The organism is Pantoea sp. QMID4 (assembly GCF_030270445.1).
Lineage (GTDB): Bacteria > Pseudomonadota > Gammaproteobacteria > Enterobacterales > Enterobacteriaceae > Pantoea > Pantoea vagans.
The window spans coordinates 328,658-341,613 of record NZ_BSXL01000002.1 but is presented as its reverse complement, the minus strand read 5'-3'; the positions used below and the strand labels follow the sequence as shown (position 1 = coordinate 341,613).

The 12,956-nt window shown below is 57.7% G+C and carries 11 protein-coding genes; 4 read left to right on the top strand and 7 right to left on the bottom strand.

The window, feature by feature from the left end; translation table 11 throughout:
- Positions 1 to 4: 4 nt before the first annotated feature.
- Genes QSK07_RS06435 through rbsK form a run of 3 tightly spaced genes read right to left on the bottom strand, consistent with a single transcriptional unit; the run spans position 5 to position 3,267 of the window.
- Positions 5 to 1,018: an aldose 1-epimerase family protein gene (locus tag QSK07_RS06435; RefSeq protein WP_285721149.1), complete on the bottom strand. Its 1,014-nt coding sequence runs from the start codon at positions 1,016 to 1,018 to the stop codon at positions 5 to 7.
- Entirely contained in the window at positions 1,015 to 2,340 is a 1,326-nt protein-coding gene (gene fucP, locus QSK07_RS06430; RefSeq protein WP_285721148.1) for an L-fucose:H+ symporter permease, read from the bottom strand. Before fucP ends, QSK07_RS06435 begins: the two co-directional genes overlap by 4 nt.
- A 9-nt stretch (positions 2,341 to 2,349) precedes the next feature.
- On the bottom strand, positions 2,350 to 3,267 hold the full coding sequence (gene rbsK / locus QSK07_RS06425) for a ribokinase (RefSeq protein ID WP_275220501.1): 918 nt from the start codon (positions 3,265 to 3,267) through the stop codon (positions 2,350 to 2,352).
- A 371-nt stretch (positions 3,268 to 3,638) separates the two neighbouring features.
- On the opposite strand from rbsK, the gene deoR reads away from it, so the two are divergent.
- Both deoR and ettA read left to right on the top strand, forming a co-directional pair.
- Positions 3,639 to 4,403, top strand: coding sequence for a DNA-binding transcriptional repressor DeoR (gene deoR / locus QSK07_RS06420; protein WP_285721223.1), 765 nt, complete (start codon positions 3,639 to 3,641; stop codon positions 4,401 to 4,403).
- A gap of 180 nt (positions 4,404 to 4,583) precedes the next feature.
- Positions 4,584 to 6,251 (top strand): energy-dependent translational throttle protein EttA, encoded by a 1,668-nt coding sequence (ettA, locus tag QSK07_RS06415; protein ID WP_013356691.1) that lies wholly within the window; start codon positions 4,584 to 4,586, stop codon positions 6,249 to 6,251.
- 45 nt (positions 6,252 to 6,296) lie between these two features.
- Here ettA and QSK07_RS06410 read toward each other — a convergent pair whose 3' ends face one another.
- Entirely contained in the window at positions 6,297 to 7,193 is an 897-nt protein-coding gene (locus tag QSK07_RS06410; protein WP_285721147.1) for a LysR family transcriptional regulator, read from the bottom strand.
- A 202-nt stretch (positions 7,194 to 7,395) separates the two neighbouring features.
- Between QSK07_RS06410 and QSK07_RS06405 the strand changes: the two genes are divergently transcribed.
- Complete coding sequence (locus QSK07_RS06405; protein ID WP_285721146.1) at positions 7,396 to 8,397, top strand: zinc-binding alcohol dehydrogenase family protein; 1,002 nt, start codon at positions 7,396 to 7,398, stop codon at positions 8,395 to 8,397.
- A 45-nt stretch (positions 8,398 to 8,442) separates the two neighbouring features.
- On the opposite strand, the gene nadR is transcribed toward QSK07_RS06405, so the two are convergent.
- The 3 genes from nadR to serB all read right to left on the bottom strand — a co-directional run bounded on the left by nadR (position 8,443) and on the right by serB (position 12,129).
- On the bottom strand, positions 8,443 to 9,684 hold the full coding sequence (nadR, locus tag QSK07_RS06400) for a multifunctional transcriptional regulator/nicotinamide-nucleotide adenylyltransferase/ribosylnicotinamide kinase NadR (protein ID WP_285721145.1): 1,242 nt from the start codon (positions 9,682 to 9,684) through the stop codon (positions 8,443 to 8,445).
- A 71-nt stretch (positions 9,685 to 9,755) separates the two neighbouring features.
- A complete protein-coding gene (gene radA, locus QSK07_RS06395) occupies positions 9,756 to 11,138 on the bottom strand; it encodes a DNA repair protein RadA (protein WP_003854897.1) in 1,383 nt (460 codons plus the stop codon).
- A gap of 13 nt (positions 11,139 to 11,151) precedes the next feature.
- On the bottom strand, positions 11,152 to 12,129 hold the full coding sequence (serB, locus tag QSK07_RS06390; protein ID WP_285721144.1) for a phosphoserine phosphatase: 978 nt from the start codon (positions 12,127 to 12,129) through the stop codon (positions 11,152 to 11,154).
- 107 nt (positions 12,130 to 12,236) lie between these two features.
- Between serB and QSK07_RS06385 the strand changes: the two genes are divergently transcribed.
- Positions 12,237 to 12,887, top strand: a complete 651-nt coding sequence (locus tag QSK07_RS06385; RefSeq protein WP_061061544.1) for a YtjB family periplasmic protein — start codon at positions 12,237 to 12,239, stop codon at positions 12,885 to 12,887.
- Positions 12,888 to 12,956: the final 69 nt, after the last annotated feature.

Below are 12,956 nucleotides of genomic sequence, written 5' to 3'. Positions count from 1 at the left end.
CGGCTCACAGCAAACCGGTCTCCACGGAGAAATGGCGCTGTTCGCCGTTCGCCAGCGTGATCAGCGTGCCGGCCTGATGCGCGGCCAGAAAGCCCTCTGGCCGACAGGTGGCGGGCAGAATGTAGGCCGCCACCTGCTGATCGTGGTTGTGCAGCAGCCAGCGTGTCGCGTGCGGGAACTGCGCGGTAGAAAAACGCGTCATCAGCGCAAAGCCCTGCGGCGAGTGCAGCTCAAACTGCACCTCATCACCATACTGCGGCAGATCGTCCGTGAAAAAGACGATCTCCGGATCGCAGAGCTGCGGCTGATCGAGCTGCTGTAACGCTTGTGGATCGCGCGACAAGCGATCCGTGTACTCGCGCCAGGCGGGTGTGGGTTTAAGGTGCGCAGGGATCGACCGACGCAGCTGAAATGCTCCTCCGGGGATCGACTGCCGGAAGCGTCCCTGATCGACCCACGCGCTGTTAATGTGACACATATACTGCAACGGCATCGGTGCACCCGCCAGATTAGTCACCGTCATCTCAATTGTCAGACGGGGCCGATCGGCCTGAAGGCGGACGGCCGGGACTGCAAGGTAGTGATGGCCGAAGCCTTTGACATATTCACACTCCCCTTCCAGCGACAGCGTCTGATCGTCCAGCACCAGCCAGGCGCTGTCCATGCGGGCGCAGGCCATCTCACCGTGTAGCGGATGAACGTCCTCTGGCGCGGGGCAGCCGTTAGCCAGCAGCCCCGAATGAAAGGCAAAACAGCCATAGGTGTCGATGATCGAATTGGCGGGCAAGGGCTGCTTAAAACTGTGGCCCATAGTCAGGTGATGATCGTCGAACTGCACGTCCCAGATCATCTGCCCGAGAAACGGCAGCACGGTCACGCTACCGCGCCGGTTATGAATGCGCACCGCCTCAATGCCCGCCGGGTAGCGAAACAGCTCAACCCGGAAGTCATCGCTCTCCAGCAACACCCACGGCGTGGCGTGAAACTGCTCACGCGCTATAGGTAAACGGGTTTTCATCGTAACTCCTCCACCAGCCGACCGGCCGCGACCGGCTGTTTTTTATGGCGCAGTTCGCCATAGAAATAGAATCCGACCCAGGCGAAGCATAGCAGTGAGACGCCAAATGCCAGCTGCATCGAATCCAGTGTGTCAGACATCAGCCCCTGAAGCGCCGGGACAAAAGCCGCGCCAACAATCGCCATCACGATAAACGCACCTGCCACTTCGGTAAATTTATTATCGACCGTCGCCAGCGTACCGGCATAGATCGTTGCCCAGCAGGGGCCAAACAGCACGCTGACAAACACGGCGGCGTAGACGGCGGTAAAGTTCGGCACCAGCATCACATAGGCCAGCGTCAGCACGCCCAGCACCGAATAGGCGATCAGCACTTTCTCGGCACGGAAACGCGTCATCAGGAAGTTCGCCACGAACTTGCCGATAAAGAAGCAGACGAAGCTGTAGATCATAAAGTTCGAAGCGTGACGCTCATTGGCCGCCCCCAGCGTCAGCGCCAGACGAATGGTAAATGACCAGACCGCCACCTGCATGCCGACATAGAGGAACTGGGTCACAATGCCGCGTTTAAAGTGGCGATTAGCCGCCAGATAGCGGAAGGTTTCGCCCAGCGACGGCCGGGATTTCTCATTACTCTCTGGTTTACAGCGCGGATAGCGGGTGAACATAAACAGCAGCATCACGACCACCAGCACCATGACCAGATATTTGTAGGGCGCCAGCGTGTGCTCCAGCATCGTGAGGCGGAAGGCATGCGCCTGCTCTGCCGTCATCGCCACCATCTGACTCTCCAGGCTGTCGCCCTCCTGGAACACCAGATATTTACCCAGCACAATCCCCATCAGCGCACCGATCGGATAGAAGGTCTGGCTGACGTTGAGGCGCAGCGTGGCGTGGTCACGATGGCCAATCATTGAGCTGTAGGTGTTGGACGCGGTTTCCAGAAAACTCAGACCAATGGCGATGGCAAAGATCGCCGCGAGGAACATGGTGTAGGTCGCCATATGCGAAGCGGGATAAAAGGCGATACAGCCAGCGATGTAGAGCGCCAGACCGATCATGATTGCCATCTTGTAACTGGTTTTGCGGATCACCAGCGAGGCGGGGATCGCAATCAGAAAATAGCCGCCATAAAAGGCGCTCTGCACCAGCGCACTGGCAAAATCGCTCAGGGCGAACACGCTTTTAAACTGGGTGATCAGAATATCGTTGAGACTCGCCGCACAACCCCAGAGCGGAAAGAGGCACGACAGCAGAATGAACTGGAATAGCGGCGTTTTATTCAGATAGCCATCCGATTGCTGAACAATTTTCTGTTGCATAGCAGCACCTCAGTTACGGTTGAGAAAACGCTGGAAACACTCGGCGGTGGGGTAAGCGCGCTGCGTGCCGCGCCCGGTGACGCTGCAGGCGGCATAAGCCGAGGCCTGGGTCATGGCGGCGACCACATCGCCGGTTTCCACCAGCAGGTATGCGAAGCAGCCGATAAAGGCATCGCCTGCGCCGCTGGTATCGACCGCCTGAACTGGCGTGGCGGCCACGCGATGCACCTGGTCGCCGCTCATCCAGACCGAACCGCGACTCCCCAGCGTAATGATCAGATTTTTAAGGCCGCGCTTCAGCAGCGACTGCCCGGCCAGGATTACTTCTTCATCAGTGCTGACCGGCAGGCCGGTGAGGATCTCCAGCTCGGTTTCGTTCGGCATGAAGAAGTCGCATTTGCAGGCGTAGTGAATATCCAGCGTGGCGACGGCTGGTGCCGGATTCAGGAGCACCCTGATCTGATGCTGGCGGGCAAAATCGATGGCGTAATAGACTGTTTCCAGCGGGATCTCCAGTTGCAGGATGATCAGCTCACAGGCTTTCAGCGCCTCTGCCGCGTCGTCGATATCGGCGGGTTTAAGCTGCTGGTTGGCGCCTTTGATGATCAGAATGCGGTTCTGCGACTGGTCATCGACAAAAATCGGTGCCACGCCGCTGGCGGTGCCTGCTGCAGTAGTGACAAAGCGCGTGTCCACGCCCTGCTGCTGCAGATTAGCAACGGTGTTGGGAGCAAAGAGATCGTCGCCCACCTTGCTGACCATCATCACATTGCCACCCATTTTAGCGGCCGCAACCGCCTGGTTAGCGCCTTTACCGCCGCAGCCAATGGTAAAGTCGGGCGCTTCAAGGGTTTCGCCCGCTTTCGGCAAGCTATTTGTGTAGGTAATCAGATCGACCATGTTTGAGCCGATAACCGCAATTGTCATGACAAATCTCCCGGATTTTTTCACATTTAAAATGTTATTAAATTAACAATAACTTTTCTCAAAGGTTAAATATGTGACAAAAACCACATCCTGAAGCGGCAAATAGTGCCGGCAGACAGCATGAACGGAGATTTAAAATGTTACTATTATAACATCATGGAGCGTGGCGACTGAGAGATCTGGTCGCCTGCAGGGAGGGTCCGCTATCACCGCACGGCGGAGGTTTGCGGCCCTTACAGATTGCGGGTAAGATTGACTGCCAGCCTGGCGGATGAGACGCAACTCATTCAAATCTGTGAGGTTTGTGGCGTATCGACGTCGATTATGGCGTCCCTTCTCCGCACTGCAGGATAGGTAACAGAGAGATGACCATGGAAACCCGGCGCGACGAACGCATTCACAAGCTGACGCAGGCGCTGAAACGCACCGACAAACTGCATCTGAAAGATGCGGCCCAGCTGCTGGGTGTTTCAGAGATGACAGTTCGCCGCGATTTAACCGAGCCAGGATCCAGCGTGGTCCTGCTGGGCGGTTACATTGTCAGCGATCCGAAAAGTCATGCCGGCCACTATTTTGTCAGCGATCAGCATGGACAGAATGCCGCCAGAAAGCAGCGCCTGGCGCAGGCGGCGGCCAGCTTGATCAACGAGAACGATATGGTCTTCTTTGACTGCGGCACCACCCTGCCCTATATCGTTGATGCCATCCCCGACACCCTGTCGTTTACCGCTATCTGCTGCGCCATGAATACCTTTCTGACCCTGAAAGAGAAACCGGCCTGCAATGTGATTCTCAGCGGCGGTGAATTTCATGCCGACAATGCGCTGTTTACGCCGATTGGTGTGCATACCCTCCTTGACGATCTCTGTCCGACGCTGGCCTTTATCTCTGCCGCGGGCATCGACAAAGATCAGGGTGCGACCTGCTACAACACCAATGAACTGATGATGAAACATCACGCTATGCTGCGCGCCCGCAAGTCGGTGCTGGTGGCGGACAGCAGTAAATATGGCAAAGTGCTGCCCGCCCGTATCGCCGAGCTGCAGCGCTTTGATCTGCTGGTGAGTGACAGCGCGCCGGATCAGGCGTTACAAAACTGGCTGGCACAGCAGGCCATACCCCTTCGCCTGCCCTGAGGCCTGCCTCTGCCTCGTCATCAGTGATTGAGCGCAGAAATCAGACAGTTATCCCACAGACTGCCTGGCATCACGTCCTTCAGGGCATTATTCGCCGCCCCCCGGCTGGGATTAAACGGTGAAAAAGGCTAAACTTCGACATCATTCCAACGACCAACAGACCCAGAGGCTCAAACCAACGTGGCTCAATTCGTCTATAGCATGCATCGCGTCGGCAAAGTGGTTCCGCCGAAGCGTCATATTCTGAAAAACATCTCCCTCAGCTTCTTCCCTGGCGCAAAAATCGGCGTACTTGGTCTGAACGGTGCGGGTAAATCTACCCTGCTGCGCATCATGGCCGGCATCGATAAAGATATCGAAGGGGAAGCGCGTCCGCAGCCAGGCATCAAGATTGGCTACCTGCCGCAGGAGCCGCAGCTTAACCTTGAACACACTGTGCGTGAGTCAGTTGAAGAAGCGCTGTCAGAAGTGGTTGGCGCACTGAAACGCCTCGACGAAGTCTATGCGCTCTATGCCGAAGAGGGTGCAGATTTCGACAAGCTGGCCGCTGAGCAGGGCCGTCTGGAAGAGATCATCCAGGCACACGATGGTCACAACCTGAATACCCAGCTGGAGCGTGCTGCCGATGCGCTGCGCCTGCCAGACTGGGACGCGAAAATCGCCACCCTTTCCGGTGGTGAACGTCGCCGCGTCGCCCTGTGCCGCCTGCTGCTGGAAAAACCAGACATGCTGCTGCTGGACGAACCAACGAACCACCTGGACGCCGAATCTGTCGCCTGGCTGGAGCGCTTCCTGCATGACTTCGAAGGCACCGTCGTGGCGATTACGCATGACCGTTACTTCCTGGATAACGTAGCAGGCTGGATTCTGGAACTTGACCGCGGTGAGGGTATTCCGTGGGAAGGCAACTACTCCTCCTGGCTTGAGCAGAAAGATGCGCGTCTGGCGCAGGAAGCCTCTTCTGAAGCTGCTCGTCGTAAGTCGATTGAGAAAGAGCTGGAGTGGGTTCGCAAAGGACCGAAAGGCCAGCAGTCGAAAGGCAAAGCCCGTCTGGCACGCTTTGAAGAGCTGAACAACACCGACTACCAGAAGCGTAACGAAACCAACGAACTGTTCATTCCGCCAGGTGCCCGTCTGGGTGACAAAGTGCTGGAAGTCAGCAATCTGCGTAAGTCCTATGGTGACCGTGTGCTGATTGACGATCTTTCGTTCTCTGTGCCAAAAGGCGCGATTGTCGGGATTATCGGTCCGAACGGTGCGGGTAAATCGACGCTGTTCCGCATGATGTCCGGTCAGGAACAGCCTGATTCCGGCAGCATCGTGCTGGGTGAGACCGTTAAGCTGGCCTCCGTCGATCAGTTCCGCGACAGCATGGACAATTCCAAAACCGTGTGGGAAGAAGTCTCCGGCGGTCAGGACATCATGCGTATCGGGAACACCGAGATGCCAAGCCGCGCCTATGTCGGCCGCTTTAACTTCAAAGGCGTCGATCAGGGCAAACGCGTGGGCGAACTCTCAGGTGGTGAGCGTGGTCGTCTGCACCTCGCGAAACTGCTGCAGGTTGGCGGCAACATGCTGCTGCTCGATGAGCCAACTAACGACCTGGACATCGAAACCCTGCGCGCGCTGGAAAACGCCCTGCTGGAGTTCCCGGGCTGTGCGATGGTTATCTCGCATGACCGCTGGTTCCTGGACCGCATTGCCACGCACATTCTGGACTATCAGGATGAAGGCAACATCGAATTCTTCGAAGGCAACTTTACCGAATATGAAGAGTACAAGAAGCGTACCCTCGGCGCTGACGCGCTGGAGCCGAAGCGCATCAAGTACAAACGTATGACGAAGTAATCGCCTTAAAGGGCGGCAGCGATGCCGCCCTTTTTAATCGCTGCATCAGCGATAAAACTCCCTGAACACCGGGGACTGCAGTGCGAACTCAATAAAACGCGCCAGCGCGGGTGAGTTCAGCTTTCGACCCGGATAGACCAGCCACAGCTCATTCCCCTCCACCTCCCATTCCGGCAGCACCGGCACCAGTCGGGGATCCGCCATCGCCCCATCAGTCAGAAAATGCGGCAGCAGCGTAATGCCCGCATCGCCCAGCGCCGATTCACGCGCATAGAGTAAATTGTCGGTAAGATGACCCGGCGGCAGCAGCCAGCGGTAGAACTCACCGTCACGCTGCAATACCCATTCATTCCAGGCGCGATGCGCAATACAGCGGTGAGCCGACAGCTGCTGTGGATGCAGCAGCGGCGGGTGCTGGTTGAGATAGTGCTGTGACGCAACCAGCAGTCGCGGGCAGTTGCCTATCCGGCGGCCAATCAGTGAGGACTCCTGCGGCTGGCCGGTGCGCAACGCCACATCGAAGCCCTCCTGCACCAGATCGCGCATCTCATCGGAGATCGAGACATCCAGCGTCACATCAGGATAGAGACGTAAAAACGCCGCGTTACAGCGCGCCAGCAGCGTGGCACCCATGCCCGCCGGACTGGTGATGCGCAGGCGCCCGCTGGGGTTTTCACGCAGGCTGGCGATCGCCTGATCGGCACGTTCACTGGCCTGCATCATCTCCTGACAGTGCAGCAGATAGCGTTCACCGGCAAAGGTCAGGTTAAGCTGGCGGGTGGTGCGGTTCAGTAGCCGGATCCCCAGCCGCTGCTCCAGCTGGCTGATGCGCTGACTGACGCTCGATTTGGGCAGACCTGCACGTTCCGCCGCGCCGGTAAAGCTGCCGCACTCCGCCACCAGCGCAAACAGCGCCATATCCTGCCACTGGCGAAATGCCATTGTTCACCTCAGACGAACACTTTATGAAAGATTGTCCATCTTATCACCGCTAAAACCAGGTTCTACACTTAAAGCCTGTCTGAATCATTACAGCAGTCTGCCACGGACAGCGTGGCTCAGCCCCTGCGAGTGTAAGCACTCTTCAGGGCCAGCATAGCAATCACACAATCCAGGCTCCTGGCCTGACTCAACAGGAGACGTTATGTCTATTCGCGCTATCGCAATTAATCCGGAAAATCCTGAACACTTCACTGAAATTTTCCCTGAAACCCCAGCGCCAGGTGAGTATGACCTGCGCGTTGAAGTCAAAGCCGCGTCGGTCAATCCGGTCGATACCAAAGTGCACAAAGGGGCGAAGAAGAACGGCTTACAGCAGCCACGCATTCTCGGCTGGGATGCCAGCGGCGTCGTGCTGGAAGTGGGCAGCTCAGTCAGCAACTTTAAGCCTGGCGATGAAGTCTTCTATGCGGGCGATCTGACCCGTCCTGGCAGTAACAGCACCGAGCAGCTGGTTGACTCACGCATCACCGGTCACAAGCCAGAGAGCCTGGACTGGGCGCAGTCGGCGGCGATCCCGCTGACGGCCCTGACCGCCTGGGAAGGCCTGTTTGAACGACTGAATCTTGAGACCGCATCACAAGATCAGACGCTGTTGATCGTCGGCGGCGCAGGCGGTGTCGGATCGCTGGCGATCCCGCTGGCGAAGCTGCGCAGCAAGGTGACGATCATTGCGACCGCCTCGCGTGAAGATTCCGCCCAGTGGTGCCGCGATCGTGGTGCCGATCGGGTGATCAATTACAAAGATATGATTGGTGAGCTGGAGAAACAGGGCATTAAGCAGGTCGATTATATTTTCTGCCTGAATGACACCGACGGTCACTGGGAAACCATGGCTAAGCTGATCGCGCCGCAGGGTCATATCTGCACCATCGTGGAAAACGAACATCCGCTGTCGATGGACCAGCTGAAGCTGAAGAGTGCGGCACTGCACTTCGAGCTGATGTATACCCGCAGCATGTTCAATACACCGGATATGGCGCGTCAGGGCGAGATTCTGGATGCGGTATCAGCATTGCTGGACGAAGGGAAGCTGCAGACCACGCTGAGCGAAACGCTGCACGGCTTAAGCGTTGAGACCTTAACCGCCGCCCACCAGCGCGTGCTGGAAGGCCACATGCGCGGCAAAGTGGTGCTGGTCTATTAATGCCCTGACCCGGCTGCATTTCGGCAGACCGGGCCAATGCATGCGTTACGGCTGGGCGTTTTTCTCGCCCAGCATCGCTTTGACCAGTTCAATGCAGCGCAGGAAACGGGTGTCATAATCATCTTCCTTCACGTGCAGGAATTCGATGTTATTTTCCCGCAGCATCGTCACCAGCATCGACTGAAATTCCCGCCGATCCACCGAACTGCCCAGGCTGCGCAAGCCATCCGCAACCCAGGGCACGTTGTTCTCCAGCAGGATGACCAGATCAAAACGATATTCATCGATCAGCGCCTGCACAAAGGGATGTTCACGCCCTTCATACTTGAGACAAAACGCCTGCGTGGTCACAAAGTCGGTGTCGATAAACGCCACTTTGTTGGCATATTTGACGGCGAAATCGATGTACTGCGCCTGGCCCAGCGCGATCTTGTCGTAATCGGAATATTGCAGCGCCATTTCGTCACCGCCCAGATGGGAAAAGACATAATCGCGGCCATATTCCCAGGCACTGGTGGTGTTGAAGATGTTAGCGAGTTTATTCACCAGCGTCGATTTACCGCTCGACTCTCCGCCAAGGATCGCCACGGTGCGCACAAAGAACGGTTTCACTTCCGTGGGAATGTAATCCCAGAAGCGGAACGGATCCTGACGAATCTGCGCGCCGCTGATGCTCATAAAGGATCGGTTGGGATCGACCAGCACGGTCTGAATGCCCAGGTGCTGCTGGTACATCTCCGCATCGGGCGCTTCGCTGGTGTAGATGCAGTCCGGCGCAATGCCATGCTCACTGAGAAACGCGCTGACGCCTTTACTCCAGACATCCCAGCCGTGCGGGTAAGGTTCGATCCCCTCTTCATCAAAGGCGTGAATACGGATATTTTTTTGATACTTAAAGGTCTGTAGCAGCCAGCGCAGGCGATCGCTGACCGTCGGCTGCTGTGACATCGCGCTGTTCTCAAACAGTTCGCGGTCGCGCGGCTCGTCATAACCCATGATGATGTGCAGCTCATCCACCTGGCTACAGGCGCGCTGAATCAGATAGATATGGCCGGTATGCAGCGGATAAAACTTACCAAAGACCACGCCCACCGTTTTATCGCGGCGCGGAAACTCCAGCCCCAGAAAGCGGTGCAGCGCCTCCAGCTTTTGCGCGCTGGGGCTTTTAATTTTGGCATTGAGCAACTGGCTCAGATAGCCTTTGGTCATGCCGCTGGCATCAGCGACCTGTTGCAGCGTATGGCCCTGCTGGCGAATGGCCGTTTTAAGATAGTCAAACGACGACATGTCGTGCCTCCTGCATCAATGCGGTTAAGGTGGGAGCGGCCAGCCCGCGACGCAGGCAGGCCGCAGGCGCGTTACAGATCGTCCAGAATCGCCAGCGCATCGGCCAGCTTCTTCGCGCTGAAAACCTGCATCCCGGCAATCGGTTTTTTCGGTGCATTCCCCGCTGGTACAATGGCGCGTTTGAAGCCATGCTTCGCGGCTTCAGAGATGCGCTCCTGACCGCTGGGCACCGGACGGATCTCACCGGCCAGTCCCACTTCGCCGAAGATCACCAGATCCTGTGGCAGTGGACGATCGCGCAGGCTCGACACCATCGACAGCATCAGCGCCAGATCCGCACTGGTTTCGGTGACTTTAACGCCGCCGACCACGTTGACGAACACATCCTGGTCCGCCATCTGTAATCCACCGTGGCGGTGTAAAACGGCGAGCAGAATCGCCAGACGGTTCTGTTCCAGACCCACCGCCACGCGGCGAGGATTGCCCATCATGGAGTGATCGACCAGCGCCTGAATTTCCACCAGCAGCGGACGCGTTCCCTCCCACAGCACCATGACCGAACTGCCCGAGGTGACCTCTTCGCCACGCGACAGGAAGATAGCGGATGGATTGCTGACTTCACGCATGCCCTGCTCGGTCATGGCAAACACACCCAGCTCATTCACCGCGCCAAAGCGGTTCTTATGACTGCGCAGCGTGCGGAAGCGGGAGTCCGCATCGCCATCCAGCAGGACGGAACAGTCGATGCAGTGCTCCAGCACCTTCGGCCCGGCCAGCGAGCCATCTTTGGTGACGTGACCGACCATGATGATCGCTACGCCGCGCGTTTTGGCGAAGCGCGTCAGGTAAGCGGCGGTTTCCCGTACCTGAGCCACGCTGCCCGGCGATGACTGGATCTCAGCCATGTGCATGACCTGGATCGAGTCGATCACCATCAGTTGCGGTTGCTCCTGCTCGGCGATCAGGCAGATCTGCTCAATGCTGGTTTCCGACAACATGTTCACATTTTCGGTGGGTAATCCCAGACGATGGGCGCGCATCGCCACCTGTTGCAGTGACTCTTCACCGGTGACATAAAGGGTTTTCATCCCTTCTGACAACCGGCACATCACCTGCAGCAGCAGCGTGGATTTGCCCGCGCCCGGACTGCCGCCAATCAGAATAGCGCTGCCCGGCACAACGCCGCCGCCCAGTACACGGTCAAACTCTTTGAAGCTGGTCGAGAAGCGCGGTAACGCCTCCAGACTGATTTCAGAGAGCTTCTGCACCCGGCTGGTGCCAGCGCTGCCGGCATAACCACTCAGGCGCTCGTTACGCGCAGCGGCAGGCGAGGCGGCGATGCGCACCTCGGTGATGGTGTTCCAGGCGTGACAGGCGCTGCATTGCCCCTGCCAGCGTGGGTAATCTGCGCCACATTCATTACAGACAAATGCGCGTTTTGCCGCTTTGGCCAAATCAATACCTCTGTTAACGCTCTTCGTGGATCAGGCTGCCGCTGAGGATGCAGAACACCCCCATTAAATCGGCATGGCGAATGGTGACCGCAGTCTGCTCATTCACCTTAGGTTTAGCATGGAACGCAATGCCCAGCGCTGAGGCTTTGATCATCAGCAGGTCATTGGCCCCATCACCGATTGCCACCGTCTGTTCCGGCGCGATGTCAAAACGCTGCGCCAGCTTCTTCAGCGTATCGGCTTTGTATTGTGCGTCGACAACCGGACCCAGCACGTTGCCGGTCAGTTTGCCGTCGCGGATTTCGAGTTCATTGGCCGCCACCGCCGACAGATGCAGTTTGTCGCGCAGGTAGTCGGCGTAGTAGGTAAAGCCGCCGGACGCGATGGCAACCTGCCAGCCCAGCGCCTGCAGTTTCTGCGTCAGCGTCGTTAAGCCTGGCATCAGCGGCAGCGCATCACGCACCTGTTTGAGAATATTGGCGTCCGCGCCCTGCAGCGTGGCGACGCGCTGACGCAGGCTGGCGGTGAAGTCGAGTTCGCCGCGCATTGCGCGTTCCGTCACTTCCGCGACCTGCTCGCCGCAGCCCGCCAGTTTAGCGATTTCGTCGATGCATTCGATCTGAATCGCGGTGGAGTCCATATCCATGACCAGCAGGCCCGGCGTTTTGAGATGCGGGATTTTGCCCAGCGGCGCTACGTCCAGCCCGGCGTCGTGCGCCAGCTTGCTGGCAAACGGCGTCAGCGATCCCGCCAGGCGAATCACCTGATACTCATCGACGTTCCAGGCGCTGACGATCACCATCGCCGCACCCAGCTGGTGCTGGTAATCGGTCAGCCGTTGCTTATCCAGCCCGCGGCCATACAGCAGCCAGCCGGTGCGGCCAGCGCGATAATCCAGCGGCATCACTTCATCACCGCTAAGAGAAAGGGGCAAACCCGGCCAGAGGGAGACATCGGCGGGAAGATCGCACCAGGTTAAACGATTTGGCATCAGAGCTCCTGTAGGGACAACAAAACCACGCAAGAGGCTACCTTGTCTGCGCCGCTTCTGGCAACATAATCTCCAGGCTTTCTGTTGTGATATGACCCGGATGATTAATGGCTAAAACCGCACTGAAATTTCGCTTACATCGTACCGTGATCGTGCTTATCTCGATGGCGCTGCTGGTCGTACTGATGCAGGGTGCTTCCTGGTTCAGCCTCGGCCATCAGACGGCGCGTTCTGAGCAGGTCGAGGAGCTGGCGCATACGCTGACCAGCCAGGTGGCGTTCAGCCTTAAACCGTTGATGGACAACAGTGAAAATAACCGGAATCAGATCGAAGCCATTCTTAATCAGATGACGGCAAACAGCCGTATTCTGGATGCGTCCGTGTATGATGGCGACGGCAGCCTGGTGGCGCACAGCGGTGAAAACATTAATGTCCGCGACCGGCTGGCGCTCGACGGCAAGCGCGCGGGCAGCTATTTCAACCACCAGATTGTGCAGCCGCTGGCCGGAAACGATGGCCCGCTGGGCTTTTTGCGCGTAACGCTGGATACCCACGTACTGGTCACCGACTCACATCAGGTCGATAACACCACCAATATTCTGCGTCTGATGATGCTGCTGGCGCTGGCGATCGGCATTATTCTCTCCCGCACCCTGCTGCGCCACCGCCGCACCCGCTGGCAGCAGTCGCCGTTTCTGCTTACCGCCAGCACCCCGGTGAAAGAGGATCGGGATGAGGACGACGAGAAGAAAGCGTAGCGCGCCTGCGCTGCGGTAAAGATAAAACGAGAGAGGCCCGCACAGCGGGCCTTTTTTATGTTGGGACAA